We start from the raw sequence: 19,069 nt of genomic DNA on the forward strand, positions 1-19,069 counted from the left end.
CATGGCTGATCCTCTCTTCCCAGGAGATATTGTGTAGTTCATGCCGTTTGGCGGCATTTGAGGGCCGTCGTCCAATTCAATTCGCTGCAGAACTATTCCTGCTGCTCATCGATATCTGGCGGCGGCACGACGCCATCGGCAGCCCGACGGCCGCTCAAAAATATCATGGTAATTCATTGGGTTGATTACGCTCTCAGCGCCCGTTCTACCGCCTCAAGGCTGTCATTCAGCCCGAGCGGGTGCTCGGCATCCGTGAAGTCGACAATTCTACCCCAGTGCCGGGCGACATCATCGAGCGTGAACGCCCTGTCCGCTCCGAAGGCGTGCCCAAGCGCGCGCTCCCACCTAAGCTTGGCGATATAGCCGGCTCCAACTTCAAAAAGCCCTTTGGTTTCGCTGCAATTCTCGTGCGCAAGCCAACCGACCAATGGACTGATCGCTTCCGCTCTGAGATTGGCGAGAAACTCTTGTGGAAAGGCGGTCGCGGTCATACGCGATGCGGCGATTGGGGCGATCGTATTAACCTGGATGTTTCTGGACCGCCCCTCCTCCGCCAGCGCGTTCGCAAGCCCCAATATTCCGAGCTTGGCTGCGGCATAGTTGGCCTGACCGAAGTTGCCGTAGATTGCGGCTGCAGACGTGGTCATGACGATGCGGCCATAGCCCTTGTCGCGCAGTATCGGCCATGCTGCCTGCGTCACTGCCCGCGTCCCATTCAGATGGACCCGCTGAAGCAGTGTCCAGTCTTCGTCGGTCATTTTGTGGAAGCTCACATCGCGCAGGATGCCGGCATTGTTGATGACGACGTCAACGGTTCCGAAGTTGTCAAGCGCGGCTTGGATGATCAGCGCGCCCTCCTCGACCGACGCATAATTTGCCACCGCCTGACCGCCCGTGGCTCGAATTTCGTCGACCACATTGTCAGCGGCTGTGGAGCAGCTGCCGCTCCCTTTCTCGTCGCCACCCAGATCATTCACCACCACCTTGGCTCCGCGCCCGCCAAACATCAGCGCGTACTGGCGCCCAAGTCCGCCTCCGGCTCCGGTCACAACCACTACCCTGCCATCGAAACGAAGCTCTTCGTCCATCGCTTGTCTGCCTCTTTTACCTGAGCGACGCATCTGCGCATTTGATCCTGTGCGAGTCAGGCACGCGGCTCCATTTCCGTCGACGCTGTCGTTTTCGTCTGAGCCTTACCGAAAGGCTTGAATGCCGGTCAGGGCGCGCGAAACAACAAGCTTTTGAATCTCCGTCGTGCCATCGGGGATGGGGCAAATGATCGCCTCACGCACCAGCCGCTCGACGATGAATTCGCGGGTGACGCCGTTGCCGCCATGGATCTGAAGCGCATCGCGCGTCGCTTCGATCGCCATTTCGGTGGCGTACCACTTGGCCATCGAGCATTCCGTCTCTGCGCGCGTGCCCGCCTGGACGAGGGATATTGCCCGGTGCGTCAACAGACGGGCTGCGTCGATCTTGGTCGCCATGATGGCGATCTTGTCGGCGATCAGCTGATGGCCGGCGATCTTCTTGCCATGCTGCGCGCGATCGCGAGCGTACGCGATCGCCTCATCCATTGCTCGCCGTGCGATGCCGATACTCCACATCGCCATATGGCAGCGGGCAATCTCGAACACTTGCAACGTATTGCGCAATCCATCGCCGACCCGGCCGATCGTGTTTGCCACCGGTACGCGGCATTCGGTCAGGAATATCTGTGCAGTCGATTGGCCGTTGAGCGCCATCTTCTGGATATCGCGCACCTCATACTCACTCTCGTCACGATCGACCAGGATGTGAGTGACTTCATTTTCGCCAGTCTTGCACGTACAGATGAAGATGTCCGAGTAGGCTCCGTTGGTGATCCAGGTCTTTTCGCCATTGATGACCCAGAAATCGCCGTCTCGTACGGCGCGTGTCTTGATGGCGGCGACGTCCGAGCCGACATCGGGCTCCGAGATGCCGAGCGAAACGAACTTCTCGGCCGCGACGAGGTCGGCAAGATAGCGTTGCTTGATCGTCTCCGGGGCGAAGCGGCGGATGAGTTCTGCGCCAACCGCGTTGATGAAGCCGGGTATGGCCACATCGAGCGAGGAATAGGCGATCTCCTCGAAAATGAGCAGATGAGTGAGCCATCCCATATCAAGCCCGCCCCATTGCTCCTGATGCGGTGCGGTAATATGGCCATAGCCGGTCAGTGCTTGAGTCCATTCCTTCATGAGCGGTTTGGGGATGAATCGCTCCCCATGCCGGCGGATTTCCGGCTCAAGCTTGTTGTCGAGAAAGCGGCGGACGGTTTCCACCGCCATGCGTTGTTCATCGGACAGCTCAAAGTTCATATCGTGACCCCGTGTTTCCCTAGGCGCGCTCTGACAACTACCGGCCCAGGATCGTGACGGCGACCACCGCCTCTTCCACCCCGATGACACCTCCGCCGTTCTGCGCGATCGCGAACCGGGCATTCGGAACCTGTCGATCTTCCGCCTCGCCGCGCAATTGCAGCGCAAGCTCGTAGATTTGGCCGAGCCCGGTGGCGCCGATCGGATGTCCCTTGCATTCAAGCCCGCCCGACGTGTTTACCGGAATACGCCCACCCAGCGCCGTCTCACCGCGCTCTGCCGCGAGTCCGCCCTCGCCAGGCGGCGTCAGGCCGAGCGCCTCGATTTCAATGATCTCGCCAACCGCCGTGGCGTCATGCACCTCCGCGACGCCAATATCTTCTGGCCCCACGCCGGCCATCGCATAGGCCCGGTTCGCCGCAAGGCGGCTGACATGGTGGTCATAATCAAAGGGATCGCGCGCGGCGCCGGTTTGCAGCACAGACGCCAGGATTCTTAGCGCCCTGTCCGGGGCTGCCGACAGTTTGCGCCGACCGGCTTCGCTGCAGATGATCGCAGCGGCGGCGCCGTCGCTGATCGGGGAGCACATCGGCAGTGTGAACGGGTAAACGATCGGAGGCGCAGCGAGTACACTTTCGACGGTATATGGGAGGCGATACTGGGCAAGCAGATTGCGCGTCGAATGCATGTGATTTTTCGCCGAGACGGCCGCGATTTGCGCTTGCGTCGAGCCGTAGGTCTTCATGTGCGCGCGTGCCATCGCGGCGTATACATCCATGAAAACGCTGTAAGGCTGACTCGATGTCGTTCCTTCCGGAACATCGACGCCATTGCCCATGGCCAGCAGCTGCGCGCGGCCCGACTCGGTTTCATGCACGTCCCAAGCGCCATCGAATGCACTGAACATGAGCGCCTTGTCGGGCGAGTACATCTTCTCCGCGCCGAGCGCGAGTACGACATCCGCTGCCCCCGATCGAACATAGGCGGCGGCCATGTGCAAGGCCGTGGAAGCCGTCGCACATGCGTTTTCGACATTCACCACGGGAACGCTTGAGATGCCCATCGCTCGCGCCACGATTTCGCCGCGGATCATGTCCTGGCCCTCCATATGCCCCTGGACGCAATTGCCGAAGAAGATGGCTTCGACATCGCCGGCGGTGCATCCTGCGTCGGAAAAGGCCTGCGACGAAGCTTCGGCGCAGAGCATTTTCAGGCTCTTGTCGAACTGTTTTCCGAACGGGGTCATCCCAACCCCCATGACGAATATGTCGGTCATTCGTTGATCCATTCTTCCAATGTGTTCCGCATCCGATCAGGTCTCACCGGTCGGAAAAATCGGGCTTCCGCTTCTCCCGGAATGCCGCCAGTCCTTCGACAATGTCGTTGGACAAGGCGTAAGCAGCCATGGCTTCGAGTTCCTGACGCAGCCCGACTTCGAGCGAGCTATCCTGCGCAGCGCGGACTAGCTGCTTCATGTAGGCGAGCCCTGGCCGGCTCTTTTCTGCAAGAGATTCTACCAGCGCTTGCGCTGCCGCAATGAGATCCTCGGGAGCAACCAGTTGGGTCACGAGTCCGGCTTCCTTCATCTCGGCAGCCGAGATGGTCCCGCCGGTCATCATCAGATGTTTCGCACGCGCTTCGCCGATCTTCCTAGGGAGTCGAACCGACCCTCCACCGCCGGGCAACAGGCCGTAATTTGCATGGGCGTCGCCAAATCTGGCCGGGTGCGCGGCAATGACGAGATCACAGCACAACACCAGTTCCAAGCCGCCGGCGAGCGTAAGGCCGTTGACCGCCGCAATTATCGGAAGGCGCGACGTCTCGATCCTGTTAAAAGCCTGACCGAGCCGCGGCAGAAACAGATTTAAGCGTTCGGCGAGAGTTTGTCCGCCTGTTCCATCGCCAATTGCGAGCAGATCCGCGCCAGCGCAAAACGCCCGTCCGGCGCCGGTAAGAATGCAAGCGCGCACCGTCGCATCTGCTTCCGCTGCCTCGATCGCTGCGGCTAGTTCCTCGGCCAAAGCCAACGACAGACTGTTCAACGCTGCCGGCCGGTTGAGGGTCACCCAAAGCGCTGGGCCGCGTTGCTCAACCAGGATGTATTCATAATCCATTGCAGTCTCCCGCGCGCCGGCAGGCGGTCACCGGAATAGAGGATGTGGCTAGGATGGCTGCGTCGGTCATGCCCCCGAAATGCGCCGGTCCTGGCCCGCCCAATAGGGCTCTCGAAGCTTTGAACGAAGCACCTTTCCGACATTGCTCAACGGCAGTGGCTCGGCGGTAAAAACGACCTTGCTTGGCTTTTTTGCGGAGCCCAGACGCTGGCGCACCAAATCTATTATCTCGGTCTCCGTGATTTGTGCTCCGGGCTTGACACGCACCATTGCAAGCGGCGTTTCACCCCATTTTTCATGGGGCACGCCAAAGACCGCGACCTCGAGTACACCGGGATGGTCGGCAATTACGTTTTCGATTTCGGTGGGATAGATATTGAAGCCGCCTGACACGATCATGTCGTTGTTGCGATCGAGCAGATACAAAAATCCGTTTGTGTCGATCATGCCGACATCGCCGGTTTTGACCCAGCCATCTTCCATGCGCCGGGCGGTTTCCTCCGGATCGTTCCAGAATTCCTCCATCTGGCCATTTTCGAACCGTGCGACGATCTCGCCGGGCTCGTTTGGTCCCAGCACCTTTCCGTCCTCGTTACGGATTTCGATATCGGCGCCGCTCATGGGACGTCCGACCGCCCGAATTGGGGCAGAACCTTCAAATTCGCCGAACCACTCGTTGGGCCCCATAGACGCGATGGGCAGGATTTCGGTCTGTCCATAGCCCGAATGAAGAACATGATTCCCGAATATCTGGCACGACTTGCGAAGCGTCGGCTCGGAGATCGGCGCTGAAGCACTCAGCAGAAACTTCAAATTCGGAAAGTGGCGGCCATATGCCCCGTCGTGATGCACTATGGCATTGAGCATGGTGGGGGCTACAAAGGCATGGCTGATCCGTTCCTGCTCGAGAGTGTCAAGAAAGGACGCTGGATCGAAGCCGTCCATCATCACGTTGCGGGCGCCGCAATACCAGGCCGGCACGAACAGGAAGCCCGATGCATGGGACAACGGGCCGACATGCAGAATGGCATCCCCTGGAGCCACTTGGGGGCCGATGCTCAAAAATGCGGCGGAGATCGTCATCCATGAACGGTGCCGATAGGCAACGCCCTTGGGTTTGCCCGTCGTGCCGCCGGTGTGGCGGATGACACAATAGTCCTCCGGCGCGACGACGGGATCGGGATCCCGGTCCGAGGCTGTCGCCAACCAATTCTCATAGTTGTGATCGCGGATAATGATCCGCTCAAGCGTCGGAGCTTGGGCATCCAGCCCCGCCAACTCCGAAGCCAATGCCTCATCGACCAGCGCCAACCGAGATCCGGTACTCGCGATCATATGGGCGTGCGCTTCACATCGGTTGCGCGCATAGAGAGGAACACGCGTATAGTTTCCAATGGCAGCCGCCAGTATGATGTCGGCGGCCTCGATGGAGTTCTTCTCCAGCGTAGCAATCCGGTCACCCGGTTGAAGGCCGCACTCCGCAAGAGCATTTGCGAGCTTCACGCCGCGCAACCAGGCTTCCGAGAAAGTCAACCGCCTGTGGCCGTGAACGAGAGCCTCTTGCTGGGCGAAATAACGTGCGGCGCGACGTATTTGCGTACGGACGTCCATCAGCCGCGCTCCTCTAAGGCGCTCGCCCACAATGGCGCAGTCGACACATAATAAACTGACATGCGATAGGCCTCTCCGGACTTCTTTTCGTAAGCATCTGTGTCTGCAGCATTGATCCAATCGTCCAATTCAATATTCTGCGATGCTATTCTTGCTGCTCATATTATCGTGCCGGATCATGTCGGCGGCTTTCTCGCCGATCATGATGCAGGTTGCATTGGTGTTGCCGTTGACGACTGATGGCATGATCGAGGCATCGGCCACGCGGATATTTGCGAGGCCGTGAACGCGCAGGCGGTTGTCGACCACCGCCATCTCGTCGGTGCCCATCTTGCATGTTCCCACCGGATGATAAGCATGATTGGCTTCTGCCCGGATATAGGCGTCGATCTCTTCATCAGTTTCAAGGTAGCGGTCAGGATAGAGAGGCCGTTTCATCATCGCCTTCATGCGATCCGAATGCAGGATCTCCTGCACGACACGGAAGGCATTGCGCAACGTCTTGAGGTCGTCGGGATGACTCAAGAGATTGAGGTCCACCTTGGGATCGGATTCGGGGTTTGAGTCATGTAAGGCAACCCAGCCGCGGCTCTTTGGGCGCCCAATATTGAGAATGATCGTATAGCCCCATTTCGTCATCAGCTTGTAGTCGCGCGCATGGTCGCGATAGGCGAGCGGCACGACATGGACCTGGCAGTCCGCCCGGTTCTGCCCCGGCGCGGATCGCAAGAAACCGCCTGCAGCCGTGGGCGGCGATGCCAGCCAGCTTTTCCTTTGCGTGAGATACTGGAATAGGTCTCGCACGGTCTTGAGCGCGCCAACGACATTGAGTGCGATCCCGAGCCGCTTCTTCGACTGGTAGACCAGCATCAGGTCAGGATGGTCGTGAAGATTCTGGCCGACACCGGGAATATCATGAATCACTTCGATTCCATGCTTCTCCAACTCATCACGCGGTCCGATACCGGAAAGCATCAACAGTTGGGGCGAATTATAGGCGCCGCCGCTGACAATGACTTCCTTTTCGCACGGGATCGTCTTCAACTGCCCGTCCTGGGAATACTCGACTGCCACCGCGCGGTTGCCCTCAAACCTGATACGATGGACGCGGGCATGTACTTCGACGCGGAGGTTGCCGCGCCTGCCCATCACCGGATCAAGGTAACACGCCTTCACGCTGGCGCGCTTCCCGTCCTTCACGGTAAACTGATAGATGCCGACACCTTCCTGGCTGGCACCATTGAAGTCCGGATTGGCTGGATGGTCCAGTCCAGTCGCCGCCTCGATGAAAGCATCATAGACATCGAATTCGCGCTTGCCGTTGGATACGTGAAGCGGTCCCGACGAGCCGTGAAACTCATCCTCACCGCGCTCATTATTCTCAGCCTTGCGGAAATAGGGCAGGACATCGTTGTAACCCCAGCCGTCGTTGCCGAGTTCGGCCCAGTGGTCGAAATCCGACCGGTCGCCGCGGATATAGACCATCCCGTTCATACCGCTCGATCCACCCAGCATCTTCCCGCGCGGATTGTAGAGGCGGCGGTCGTTGAGCGCCTTTGAAGGGTCGGTGTTGAACCGCCAGTTGAGCGTATTGATCCGATAGTCTTGGATCAGCGCCGCAAAAGCGCCGGGCGTGGACACAAGCGGCGAGGTGCCTGGGCCGCCTGCCTCGAGCAGGCAAACGGTGACATCGGGGTCCTCGGACAACCGGCTGGCGATAACGCCGCCCGACGACCCACCTCCAATAATTACATAGTCAGCCATTTGCTTCCCTTGTCATTCGACCCATGCTGGCGACCCGGCGTCATGCAACATGCCAGCATCAACCGCCGCAGCCACGTCAGAGGATCTTTTCGAAGATGTTGAGTAGTCCTTCGGTCTTGCTCGAATAGGGTGGCAGAAGTTGACCAAGCAGGCTGAGTTTCGGCTGAGAGAACACCGGCTTGTAATGAGTGAAGCGCTCGAAACTGGCGACGCCGGTATAGGCACCGATGCCGCTCTGTCCGATGCCACCGAAAGGCAGCCGGCGCTGGAAGACGTGCATGACCGTGCCGTTGAGAGTCACGCCGCCAGCGTGCGTTTCGGAAATGATCTTGCGCCGTTCCTCACTTTCGTCGCCAAAATAATAGAGCGCCAGCGGGCGCTCATGCCGGTTTACGTAGCGAATGAGCTCGTCTTCGGAGCGATATGGCATGATCGGCAGGATCGGTCCGAAAATCTCCTCCTGCATCATCGCCATGTCATCGGTAACGTCGAGAACCGCCAACGGCACGATCCGATGCCGTTCAGGAAGCGTTCCATCGCCGTTGTCCGAGAGGTTGAGCACCGTCGCGCCCTTGGCTTCGGCATCATCGAGCAAACCTTGGAGCCGCGCGAACTGTCGGTCATTGATGATACTGGTGAAATCGGGGTTGCTTGCCGCGTTGGGGTAGCATTTGGCAACCTGAGCGCGGAGTGCGGCGACGAAGCTTTCCATCTGATCGACATGGACGAAGGCATAGTCAGCGGCGATGCAGGTCTGGCCGGCGTTGAGCAGCTTGCCGAACACTAAGCTTTCACAGACTTGTGCAAGCGATGCACCCTTGCCCACGATGGCAGGGCATTTGCCGCCAAGTTCCAGAGTAACAGGTGTAAGGTTGGCAGCCGCCGCTTCATAGACTTTGCGGCCAACCGCGGGTGAACCGGTGAAGAGAATATGGTCGAAAGGTAGGGCCGTCATCGCCTGTGCCATGTCGGGCCCGCCCTGGACAATCGCGAATTCCTCTTCGGCGAAATACCGGCGCACAAGCCGCTCGCTGGCTTCGGCGGCGTTGGCGGAAACTTCGCTCGGCTTTGCGATCACGCGGTTGCCGGCCGCCAATGCACCGGCCGCGCCAACGAATATGGTGCCGAGCGGATAGTTCCACGTGCCGAGAACGCCCACCACACCTAGGGGCTGGGGGACCAGGCGCGATGAACCGGGAAGGCCGAAGATGTCAGTCTTCACCCGCCGCGGCCTCAGCCACGTCTTCAGATTGCGGCGCGCAAATTTAATTTCCGATATGCCAAGCATCAGGTCGAGCAGGATAGTCTCGTAGCGGGATCGAATGCCGAAATCGGCGGCAACGGCATCGACCAATTCGTCTCTGTGCTGCTCAAATATCCGGCCAAGGCGCCCGAGCAGGTCCATGCGTTCTTCGTAGCTGCGCGAAACCTGCTCACGCGTCCCTTCGCGTTGGGTCGCGAAAATTCGTTCCAGCTCAGTTCTGTTCCGAGACGCATCCACGTTAAATCGTCCGGAGGCGCGCTGGCCGCTCGGCGCTGCTCGCCTGGGCGGTGCTTTCAGCTGCGCCGATCTCAGTGATCACAGCGCGCTCGATTCTGTACGCCGTGCCGATGAATGAGGGACCGTTGCCGGTGGAACGCATCATGGATACTCCTCGGTCTGAAAGTCAGGTCGAAAAAATCGGGGGCAGCGGGCGGGAGAGGATGCCCGCCGCCCCCGTCGCAGCAGCGATCAGAACTTGACTGTCGCCTCGACGCCATAGGTCCGGGGGAAGCCGCGGTTCAGATAATCGAGCCCGAACACGTTGATGTTCAAGCCATAGGTGTAATAATATTCGTCGAACAGGTTCTTCGCCCACAGGCTGACCGACACATTCTCGCGTTCGTAGGTCAGCCTGCCATTGACCAGCCAATAGCTGGGATTGCCGCAGGAAATGTCGGGGCCGGCGAGCGTGATGTTCGATCCCGGCGGCGGCGCATCGCAGGGATCCTGGCCGTAATTGCCGAACGGATCGAAGAAATAGCGGCCGGTATAGGACGCATCGCCGCGCAGCGTGACCTTGTTCTTGCCATCATCCAGGACCGTCCAGTCAGATCCCAGGCGGAAGCTGAAGCGCGGCGCATTGGGAAAGGGATTGCCGTTGACGTTCAGCGTCGGACTGGACGGATCGGTCGGATCGATCACATTGCCCTTGTAGCGGCTGTTGAGATAGCTCAGCGACCCATCCAGCCGCAGCCGGCCGGTTGCCTGCCAGGTCAGCTCCGCCTCGCCGCCGAACAGCCGCCCGTCCGAACTGCGGGTGAAGGTGGTCGCGCCGACCACCTGGGTCACCTGATGGTTCGAATAATCGTAGTAGAAACCGGCCAGGTTCAGCTGCACCCGCCGGTCGAACAGCCGGGTCTTGAGGCCCAGCTCATAGGCGTTCACCTTTTCCGGCTGGATGTAATAGACCTGGTTGACGCCCTGATAGGCAAGGCCGTTGAAGCTGCCGCTGCGATAGCCGCGGCTGTACTGGGCATAGCCCAGGATATCGTCGGCAAAATCATAGCTGACATTGACCCGGCCGGTCAGCCGGTTGGCATCGCGCCGCTGTTCCAGCGGGGTAAGGTTCGGGTTGTACGGGTTGCTGTACGGGATCAGGTTGACCACCGGCGTGGCGCCGTCCAGCCCGTAGATGAACGTGCTGCCGTTCAGATAGTTGACCTCGTCCCAGGTATAGCGCGCGCCGACCGCGATGGTCAGCTTGTCGGTCGCCTTCCAGGTCACATCGCCATAGACGGCGATCGACGGCCGCTCGATATCGTAGCGCTGTTCGCCCAGGATCGGCGTGAAGGGCGGTGCCCCGGCACCGGCACAGGCCGCCGAGAACGCGCCGCCGGCGCCGCCATTGCCGGTATTGTTGATGGCGATGTCGGTCTGCAGCGCGACCAGCGAGCGCGCGTCGAGAAAGCCGTTCGGATTGATCTCCACCGGCGCGCAGAACCCGGCATCGCCCGGCTGAAGCGTCGGATCGAGCGCGAAGGCGGGCAGGAAGCGGATCGCATCGGGCGTGCCGATCGCGGCGTTGTTGAAATTCCCGGGCAGTCCGGCACCCAGCAACAGCGGACGGAGCACCCCGAAAAAGTCCGGATAGTTGACCGTCTTGACCTTGTCCCGGCCGTAGTAAAAGCCGCCGATAATGTCGAAGCTGTCATTGGTGTAGCTGAAGCGCAGGTCCTGGTTGAAATTCTTGCTGGTCGAGGTGAAGCCGATCGAGCACAGATCGGCGGGGCCACCGTCGCAATCGTCGGGATTGTTGATATAGTCGCCGGTGTCGAAGCCGGTGATCGACGTGATCGAAAAGGCGTCGGTCACATCCCAGTTGACGGTAAAGGCCACGCCCTGGGTCTTGCTGACATTGCGGCCGATCCGGTCGACCGCCACCTCGTCTTCGCCCAGCAACCGGCCGCCCAGGAACGGCTGCGGATCGAACCGCGAATAGCCCAGCGCGTCCTGGCGTCCCGCCAGCTGGCCGCCGGCATAGGGCGCGGTGCCCCAGGGATCGTCCTTGGCGGCGTACAGTTTCAGGTTGATGTCGACATCGGGATCGGGCTGCCAGCGGATCGAGAGGCGTCCGCCGATCGTGTCGGTGGTGCCCAGATCGCGTTCGTTGCCCGGCAGGACGTTGCGTTGCCAGCCGTCGCCCTCGGCAAACGTGCCGGCGATGCGGACGCCCAGCACGTCCGGCACCAGCGTCGCTTCGGCCGCACCCTGCAGCGTGAAAGTCTGGTAATTGCCATAGCCGGCGGTGACATAGCCGTTGGAATCGCGCAATTCGGGCTTGCGCGTGAAGAAGCTGATCGCGCCGCCGGTGGTGTTGCGGCCGTACAGCGTGCCCTGCGGACCACGCAGCACCTCGACCCGGTCGATATCGTACAGCTGCAGGCCATGACTGGCGCGGAAGCTTTGATAGACCTCGTCGACATAGACCCCGACCGGCGAAGCGGTCGATGCCGAAAATTCGTTCGCCACCGAAATCCCGCGCAGCGCGAAATTGGGCTGGGTGCGGCCATAGGGCGTGGTCACCTGCAGGCTGGGAATCGCGCCGACCAGATCGGAGGTTTCGGTGATGCCGCGCGATTGCAGGTCGGCGCCGCCGATCGCCGAGACCGCCGCCGGCACGTCCTGCAGGTTCTGCTCGCGCTTCTGCGCCGTGACGACGATTGTCTCAAGGCCACCTTCCTGCGCCTCGGGCTTTTCGCCCTGCGATGCAGCGTCCTGGGCATGTGCCGGCACTGCAAGCGCACACGCGATCGATAGCGCGGTGGCACAAAGCAAATTTGTCCTAAAGGCTGTGACCATGACTGTCCTCCCCACGGCATTTTTTGATTTGGCGCCATTTGCCGCGCCTTGGGGCTCATCGTCCAATTCAATTTGTTGGCGAACTATTCCTCCCACTCATTGATTGAGGATTGTTGAGCCTGCACCGGCGACGTCTCGTGGCGGAGCAAATGACCCCATACACTTCATTGGAATAGTCACGCTGAGCGCGCCCAGCGGGACGGATGCGCGCGCGCGAGGCGTTCCAATCCAGCTTTTCCAAACGGTGTATCGGTGTAATCGGCGGTGCCAACGGTTTTCCCTTGCCGAGTAGCAAAGGAAATCAGCTATTCGGGTGACCGTGAATGCACCATCTCTGTCGCCGTGAGCGGCGACAGCGCGCCTTGAAAGCAGCCCCGTCGACATCCGCGTATACGGGCTGTGCATTGTGCCGTTGTTGGATCATGAAGATGAGGTACGAATTCATCTGGCGATACGGATTCTCAGGCACGCCAAAGGGCCGTGTCTGGACGGCCGAATCGGTCGATGACCGAAGCCCTCATTCGCTTGCTTCCTGTGCACGGCTCAGAAGGCGACGCGGTCACTGCCCTTGAGACCGAGGATTTCCCTCGCTTCGGCGGGGCTCGCGGGTTCGTGACCCATTTCGGCGAGGATGCGCTTGATCTTCTCGACCTGCTGGGCATTCGAAGCCGCAAGGACGCCGCGTTCGATGAAAAGGCTGTCCTCGAGCCCGACGCGGACATAGCCGCCGAGCAACGCCGCCTGCGTCAGAAAGGGCATCTGGTGCCTACCCGCGGCGAGCACCGACCAGCGGTAATTGCCGCGTCCGAAGAGGCGATCGGCGGTTTCCTTCATATAATGAAGATTTTCGAGATCGGCACCGATGCCGCCCAATATGCCGAAGATCATCTGGACGAAGAAGGGTGGCTTCACCAGGCCGCGATCGACGAAATGGGCGAGATTGTAGAGATGGCCGACGTCATAGCATTCATGCTCAAATTTGGTACCCGCCTCCGCCATCGTCGTGAGGATCGTCTCGATATCGCGGAAGGTGTTGCGGAAGATATAGTCGTCGGAGCCGGTGACATAGTCCTTCTCCCACGCGTATTTCCAGTCGGCGATGCGCTTCGCGGCGGGGAAGAAGGCGAAATTGAGCGAGCCCATGTTGAGCGAGCAAAGCTCGGGCTTGAAACGCGCAGAGGCGGCGAGGCGCTCGGCGACCGGCATGGTGGCCGCACCGCCCGTCGTGATGTTGATGACGGCGTCGGTGCGCTGCCGGATCACGGGCAGGAAGCGGGCATAGACCTCGGGATCGCCGGTCGGCCTACCGTCCTCGGGGATGCGGGCATGGAGATGCAGGATCGCCGCGCCCGCTTCGGCGGCGGCGATCGACTGCTCGGCGATCTCCTCGGGCGTGACCGGGAGCGCGTCCGACATCGTCGGCGTGTGCGCCGATCCCGTCACCGCGCAGCTGATGATGACCTTGTTGCTCATGGCCAGACTCCATTCAATCGTCGAGGACGGCGACCGCGCGGGTCCAGCCTGCCGAAGCGCCTTTGATCTTGGTCGGGAAACACATCACGGTGAATCCGGAGGATGGAAGCGCTTCGAGATTATGCAGCTTCTCCAGATGGCAATAGCCGATTTCCCGACCCGCTTTGTGCCCCTCCCAGATCAGGTCGGCATTCCCGGTTTCGGCATATTTCTGCGCCGTGTAAGTGAACGGCGCGTCCCATGACCATGCATCGGTCCCTGTCACCCGGACACCGCGCTCAAGCAGGTGAAGCGTGGCTTCGCGGCCCATTCCACACCCCGCGTTGACATAGTCATCCGTGCCGTAGGCCGAACCGGCCCGCGTGTTGATGACCACGATGGTCAGCGGGCTGAGCTTGACGCCGATCCGATCGAGTTCAGCCCGAACATCCTCGGCGGTCACCACATAGCCATCGGGGAAATGCCGGAAATCGAGCTTGACGCCTGGTTGGCAGCACCAGTGGAGCGGAACCTCGTCGATCGTGATCGCCCGCTTGCCCCCATCCATCGTCGAATGAAAATGGTAAGGTGCGTCGAGATGCGTGCCGTTGTGCGTGATCAGCTCGACATGCTCGATCGCCCAGGCCTCGCCATCGGGCAGGTCGCTGGCCGTCATTCCGGGGAAGAAGGCCAGCATCTGTTCTCGTGTATCATCGTGCCCGAAATATCGGACCCGTGGACGAAAGGCCGCCGGATCCGATACGATATCATTCTCGATGGGCATCGAAATGTCGATGATGGACTCGGCGGTGGGAATCGTGATCATGAGAATATATTCCCGGCTAGAACTTATACCCGATGGTCACGCCATAGGTTCGCGGCTCCTCGAGGAAGCCGTTGACGCCAAATCCCACGATGCTGGAGCTGACAAAGGCGTTTGAGATGTACGTCTTGTTGGCGAGATTCTTGCCGTAGACGGTCACGCTCCAGCGATCGCCCGGATCGGTGTAGATCAGCGAGGCATTGAGCTTGGTCTTTGCCGGCTGCGACACCTGCGGAACGTTGAAGGCACTGAAATAGACCTTATCGACCCACAAGACCTCTCCGCGAAGGGCAAAGGATCCATGGTCCGAGCGCACGGTATATTGTGCCATGGCGTCGACCGTCCATTTGGGGGCTTGCGGCAGGCGGTTGCCGGCGTTGTTGAAAGCCGGTGCGCCGGTCGCCGGGTCGACGGTGCGCCCGTCACCTCCGGGTCGCGCGGGATCGATACTGATGAAACTGTCGAACTTGGCGTTGAGATAGGAGCCGGTCAGACCCAGTTCTAAGTCGGGCGTGGGGCGCGCGCGCAACTCGAGCTCGGCACCGTAGATCGTCGCTGTCGCCGCATTCTCCAGCGCGAGTGACGCGTTGACCACCTTGCCGACCTGGAGATCCTTGTAATCATAATAAAAGCCGGCAAGATTTATGCGGAGCCGCCGATCGAGGAATTCCGATTTCAGGCCCCCTTCATAGGCCGTGACCTTCTCCGGCTTCACGGGCGGCTGCACGCCGCCGACATTGTAGGTGCCGCTTTTGAAGCCTCGCGAAACCGAGGCGTAGAGCAAAGCGTCGGGCGTGATTTGATACTCGAGCGCCACTTTCGGCGTGAAGGATCGGAAGGTCTTGTGCGGTTGGCAGGTCGGGACCGATGGGATATCGGCTCCGCACTGGGCGAGCGGCGCGACGGGATTGGCGGGCGAATAGGGTCGCGCGAGGTCGAACTGAAGCTGTTCGGAAATGCCTTTTCGCTCGATGCTGTAACGGCCACCGACGACGAGGTGAATCTCCGGGGTCAGATTGTAGGTCGCTTGCCCGAAGATGGCGCCGGCATCAGTCTCGAGACGCCCGCCGGCATAATAGCCCTGGCGGATGACGCCGGGACCGCCGAAGCCAATATCATTGTAGGGAATGATGATCGCGCCGGCGTCATTTTCGTGGAAATAAAATGCCCCCAGCAGCCATCGGAACCGGTCGGATTCGGACGAGAGCTGAAACTCCTGGCTGAACTGTTTGTCGTCTTCGTTCTGGAAGATCGGCGCGAGACGAAAACTGGTGGAATCGAGGTCCGATCCGGTAATGTATTTCGTGCTGCGATAGGCCGTGATCGACTTGGCTGTGACGCCGCCGAATCGATATGCAATCTCGCTGCTGACACCCCAGATCGTGCGCCGGTTGAACGGATCGGCTTCGTTTGCGATATCGCGCGGATTGCTTGCGGTGACGCCGCCGAACTGAATGCCGAAAGGTGTGATTGTCTGGCCGCTGGCAGTCTGGCCCGCGGGTCCGAAATAATGATAGCCGTTCGCGTTGTCATTTTCTCGATGATAGTCGGCGATCAGAGTGATGGTGAGATCGTCGGCGGGTAAAAGCTTCAGCGTACCACGGATCGAACGGGCATTGGTGTCGTCGATCCTAGTGCCGGTCGTGATGTTTCGGCCATAGCCGTTGCGGTCGTCCGTCGAGAAAGCGATCCGCGCGAGCACTTTATCAGAGACAATCGGGCCGCTGACGGCGCCGTCGAACGCCAAACGACCATAGTTGCCGACCGTGACATCGCCATAACCCGAAAACGTGTCGGTGGGCTGGCGCGTTATGAGGTTGATTGAGCCGCCGGTCGCGTTGCGGCCATAGAGCGTGCCCTGTGGCCCGCGCAGAACTTCCACGCGATCGACGTCGTAGAATGCGCTGAGCGCTGCGGCGCCGCGCGAAATGAACGCGCTGTTGAGGTGGAAAGCGATACTTCCCTCGGCGCCGGTGCTGAGGTTGTCGAGGCCGATGCCGCGCAGCGAGATTCTCGCGACGCCGAGCTGCTGGCCGAGGTTGAGATTGGGGACGGCGGCCTGCAGACCCTCGATGCTGTTGATGCCCGCCTTCGCGAGGTCATTGCCGGATAGGGCCGTCACCGCGAGAGGAATTTTCTGCACCGACTCGCTGCGCTTCTGCGCAGTCACGATGATGTCCTGAAGACCGGCGCCCTGATCCTGTGCGGCGGGCGTCGATACGGCCTCCGGCTGCGGAGTGCTCGCAGCCGATGAAGCCGGCTCAGTCTGTGCGTAAGCGCTTGTGCCAACGACCGCAGGCAAAAGAAGTCCGATCCGCGCGGCGCGCGGCCAAAGCTTATCCATTTCGTAATCCCCTCCTCGTTGGACGCCGACGCGGTTCATGCGGCGCCTTTGGTTTCCTACCCCGCTATGCGGCCAGGTTCTGGCGCGCGGTCTCCTCCATCTCTGCCATTGCCGTGGTGTTGGGCGGCGGAACGAGCGGACCGCGACGCAGGGCCTGCTCCATGATCCGCTCGCGCGAGCCCTCCGCCATGCGGAGCAACTGCTTGAAGTCGACGCCAGTCAAGCGACCGTGGCGCTTCACGACCTCGCCGCGCAGGACCACCGTATCGATGTTGGAAACGTTAGCCTGCAGCACGACCGCGCCCACCATGTCGTTCAGCGGCATGAGGTTGAAGTCGTTGGGCGCGATGAGAACGATATCGCCATCCTTGCCCGGCGTGAGCGATCCCGTGCGATGATCAAGACCCATCGCTTCCGCGCCGTTGATCGTCATCCACGCGATCGCGTCACGTACCTTGAATGGGATATCCTCAGGCATCCGACCTTGCGCATTGACCGGATCGTTGGCCAGGACGCGCGCGTCTTGAAGACCGAGGCGTGCCTGCGTGAGTAGGTCGCCACCGTTGCAGGAGATAACGTCGGCCCCAAGTGTAGGCTTGATGCCGACATCGTGGGCGCGGCCGATCAAGGGGTGGCCCATGCCCATCTGCAGTTCCGTATCGGGCGTGCATGAAACCTTGGCGCCATTATCGGCGAGCAGGCGAAGTTCGTTGTCTGTCACGGAATTGCAATGCACATGGACCTGGTCGGGTCCAAGGAGTCCGGCCGCCGCGAGTTCCTCTATACCGCTGCAAAAAGCGGAGCCCCAGAAACAGTTCGTGTGAATTGTTTGCTGCACGCCAAGTCGGCGGCCTGTCATGATCTCCTTACGCGTCGAATCGAACGGATACATCCCGACCTCGGTGATCGCGACCGCCATGCCCAGCCGCTGATCGTCCGACGAAAAATGCTGCGTCCTTATCCGTTCCGCATCGGCGATGCGTTGGTCGACGCTCGTAAAATAAGGCCGGTCGACCGGTGCTGGATAGAAGCCGTAGGCATAGAGGCCAGCAATCCGGGCGTCCCGCAGGCCGCGGATGGCCTCATCGGCATGTTCCGGACTGTGCGACGTATGTGAGAAGTCATAGAGCGTCGTGATCCCGGCGTTCAGAGCTTCTAGGGCGCCGATATAATTGCCCACATAGACATCTTCTGGCGTATAGACGGGCGAGATGTTGAAGCGGATGCAGCGCATATACTGCATGAGGCTCATGTCGGCGCAAATCGCGCGTAGCTGAGTCTGCCAAGTATGCCGATGCGTATCGACCATGCCTGGCATTACAATCGTGCCGGTCGCGTCGATCTCCTCTGCCTCATCATGGTGAAGGTTTTGACCGATCTCAGCGATGCGTCCGTTCACGATCAAAACATCCCCACTGGGCACGTCGCCGATCGCAGGATCGCCGGTGATGACATAGCCGTTACGGATCAGGATCGGTCTCACAGTTTCGTTCCCCTACCATCTATTTTTGTGACGGAAGCCAGCGTAGGCTGCGCGTCCTTGATCGAGTGATACGAACGTTCCACTCACATGTCAATTCGGGGCGCTTTTGGGGGAGAAGATGATTGAAATTACCAGATATTAAGCCAAAAAAGGCAATCTCCAAGCCGCAAACGGAACGACCGGATCTGCGCGAGCAGATCCTGGACGCCGCCGAGTCGCTGTTCGCGGACCGGGGCTATTTCGGCGTTTCGGTGCGAGAAATAACGGATGCAGCGTCCACACGGCTCGCCGCTGTGAATTATCATTTTGGAACCAAGGAAGCGCTGTTCACGGAAGTCATAGAACGCCGCAGCGCGTGGTTGAACGAAGAGCGGCTGCGAAGGCTTGCGGAGCTGGACCTCGATCCAGATCGCCCGGAAGCATCGGCTCGACTTCTCATCCGCGCATTTTACGGCCCCCTCTTGAGCCGTTTTGAATCCGGTGAGCCGGGGTGGATGAATTATTGTCGCCTCATCTCACAGATAGCAGGCGTGCAACTCTGGATGGACGAAATAGTTGCACCGCTATTTGATGAAATATCTCGCCGATATGTCGAGGCGATGATATCTATCAAACCAAAGTCATCGCGCGATGATGCCTTGCAGGCCTATCAGTTTATTCTGAGCTGTACGCTGTACACATTCGCCGACAATCGCCGGATCGATCACATGTCGGGTGGGCGACTTTCTTCACGGAACATCTCGGTGACCCTGAAGGCCATGGAGGACTTTTGCGTGGGGGGATTGTTATCGTGTCTT

The 19,069-nt window shown here is 60.1% G+C and carries 15 protein-coding genes; 2 read left to right on the forward strand and 13 right to left on the reverse strand.

Annotated elements, in window-relative coordinates; genetic code table 11:
* Positions 1-185 (forward strand): hypothetical protein (locus tag AX708_RS21010; protein WP_231739375.1); only part of this gene is annotated, 185 nt, incomplete at its 5' end.
* Here the strand turns inward: AX708_RS21010 and AX708_RS00005 are convergent.
* The 13 genes from AX708_RS00005 to AX708_RS00060 form a co-directional block, all read right to left on the reverse strand.
* Complete coding sequence (locus AX708_RS00005) at positions 186-1,088, reverse strand: SDR family oxidoreductase (RefSeq protein WP_054525393.1); 903 nt, start codon at positions 1,086-1,088, stop codon at positions 186-188. It abuts the gene before it with no gap.
* Positions 1,089-1,193: 105 nt separating this feature from the next.
* The gene (locus tag AX708_RS00010) at positions 1,194-2,339 is read right to left on the reverse strand and encodes an acyl-CoA dehydrogenase family protein (protein ID WP_011415064.1); all 1,146 of its coding nucleotides are present in this window, start codon (positions 2,337-2,339) and stop codon (positions 1,194-1,196) included.
* 37 nt (positions 2,340-2,376) lie between these two features.
* The gene (locus AX708_RS00015; RefSeq protein WP_011415063.1) at positions 2,377-3,615 is read right to left on the reverse strand and encodes a thiolase family protein; all 1,239 of its coding nucleotides are present in this window, start codon (positions 3,613-3,615) and stop codon (positions 2,377-2,379) included.
* Positions 3,616-3,658: 43 nt separating this feature from the next.
* Positions 3,659-4,453 (reverse strand): enoyl-CoA hydratase/isomerase family protein, encoded by a 795-nt coding sequence (locus AX708_RS00020; protein ID WP_054525391.1) that lies wholly within the window; start codon positions 4,451-4,453, stop codon positions 3,659-3,661.
* Between the two features lie 66 nt (positions 4,454-4,519).
* Positions 4,520-6,064, reverse strand: a complete 1,545-nt coding sequence (locus AX708_RS00025; protein WP_082731453.1) for a class I adenylate-forming enzyme family protein — start codon at positions 6,062-6,064, stop codon at positions 4,520-4,522.
* A 129-nt stretch (positions 6,065-6,193) separates the two neighbouring features.
* On the reverse strand, positions 6,194-7,828 hold the full coding sequence (locus AX708_RS00030) for a GMC family oxidoreductase (protein WP_082731454.1): 1,635 nt from the start codon (positions 7,826-7,828) through the stop codon (positions 6,194-6,196).
* A gap of 76 nt (positions 7,829-7,904) precedes the next feature.
* Complete coding sequence (locus tag AX708_RS00035; protein ID WP_157228455.1) at positions 7,905-9,329, reverse strand: aldehyde dehydrogenase family protein; 1,425 nt, start codon at positions 9,327-9,329, stop codon at positions 7,905-7,907.
* Position 9,330: 1 nt separating this feature from the next.
* Positions 9,331-9,474, reverse strand: a complete 144-nt coding sequence (locus tag AX708_RS20670) for a hypothetical protein (RefSeq protein WP_168196078.1) — start codon at positions 9,472-9,474, stop codon at positions 9,331-9,333.
* An 86-nt stretch (positions 9,475-9,560) separates the two neighbouring features.
* Complete coding sequence (locus tag AX708_RS00040) at positions 9,561-12,104, reverse strand: TonB-dependent receptor (protein ID WP_066114294.1); 2,544 nt, start codon at positions 12,102-12,104, stop codon at positions 9,561-9,563.
* Positions 12,105-12,713: 609 nt separating this feature from the next.
* The gene (locus tag AX708_RS00045; protein WP_011415056.1) at positions 12,714-13,643 is read right to left on the reverse strand and encodes a 3-keto-5-aminohexanoate cleavage protein; all 930 of its coding nucleotides are present in this window, start codon (positions 13,641-13,643) and stop codon (positions 12,714-12,716) included.
* Positions 13,644-13,656: 13 nt separating this feature from the next.
* Entirely contained in the window at positions 13,657-14,448 is a 792-nt protein-coding gene (locus AX708_RS00050) for a cyclase family protein (RefSeq protein ID WP_011415055.1), read from the reverse strand.
* A gap of 16 nt (positions 14,449-14,464) precedes the next feature.
* The gene (locus tag AX708_RS00055; RefSeq protein ID WP_231726127.1) at positions 14,465-16,828 is read right to left on the reverse strand and encodes a TonB-dependent receptor; all 2,364 of its coding nucleotides are present in this window, start codon (positions 16,826-16,828) and stop codon (positions 14,465-14,467) included.
* 25 nt (positions 16,829-16,853) lie between these two features.
* On the reverse strand, positions 16,854-18,272 hold the full coding sequence (locus tag AX708_RS00060; protein WP_058454905.1) for an amidohydrolase family protein: 1,419 nt from the start codon (positions 18,270-18,272) through the stop codon (positions 16,854-16,856).
* A gap of 122 nt (positions 18,273-18,394) precedes the next feature.
* Between AX708_RS00060 and AX708_RS19605 the strand changes: the two genes are divergently transcribed.
* The coding region (locus tag AX708_RS19605; protein ID WP_066114291.1) for a TetR/AcrR family transcriptional regulator at positions 18,395-19,069 on the forward strand (675 nt) is incomplete at its 3' end.

Origin of the sequence: Erythrobacter sp. CCH5-A1 (assembly GCF_001557115.1) — a bacterium.
Classification (GTDB): domain Bacteria; phylum Pseudomonadota; class Alphaproteobacteria; order Sphingomonadales; family Sphingomonadaceae; genus Erythrobacter.

Excerpts from the sequence above, each read along its gene's own strand:
- AX708_RS00015 (WP_011415063.1), bottom strand. The coding sequence starts at position 3,615 with ATGACCGACATATTCGTCATGGGGGTTGGGATGACCCCGTTCGGAAAA.
- AX708_RS00005 (WP_054525393.1), bottom strand. The coding sequence starts at position 1,088 with ATGGACGAAGAGCTTCGTTTCGATGGCAGGGTAGTGGTTGTGACCGGA.
- AX708_RS00030 (WP_082731454.1), bottom strand. The coding sequence starts at position 7,828 with ATGGCTGACTATGTAATTATTGGAGGTGGGTCGTCGGGCGGCGTTATC.
- AX708_RS00055 (WP_231726127.1), bottom strand. The coding sequence starts at position 16,828 with ATGAACCGCGTCGGCGTCCAACGAGGAGGGGATTACGAAATGGATAAG.
- AX708_RS00020 (WP_054525391.1), bottom strand. The coding sequence starts at position 4,453 with ATGGATTATGAATACATCCTGGTTGAGCAACGCGGCCCAGCGCTTTGG.
- AX708_RS00050 (WP_011415055.1), bottom strand. The coding sequence starts at position 14,448 with ATGATCACGATTCCCACCGCCGAGTCCATCATCGACATTTCGATGCCC.
- AX708_RS20670 (WP_168196078.1), bottom strand. The coding sequence starts at position 9,474 with ATGATGCGTTCCACCGGCAACGGTCCCTCATTCATCGGCACGGCGTAC.
- AX708_RS00010 (WP_011415064.1), bottom strand. The coding sequence starts at position 2,339 with ATGAACTTTGAGCTGTCCGATGAACAACGCATGGCGGTGGAAACCGTC.
- AX708_RS00025 (WP_082731453.1), bottom strand. The coding sequence starts at position 6,064 with ATGGACGTCCGTACGCAAATACGTCGCGCCGCACGTTATTTCGCCCAG.
- AX708_RS00045 (WP_011415056.1), bottom strand. The coding sequence starts at position 13,643 with ATGAGCAACAAGGTCATCATCAGCTGCGCGGTGACGGGATCGGCGCAC.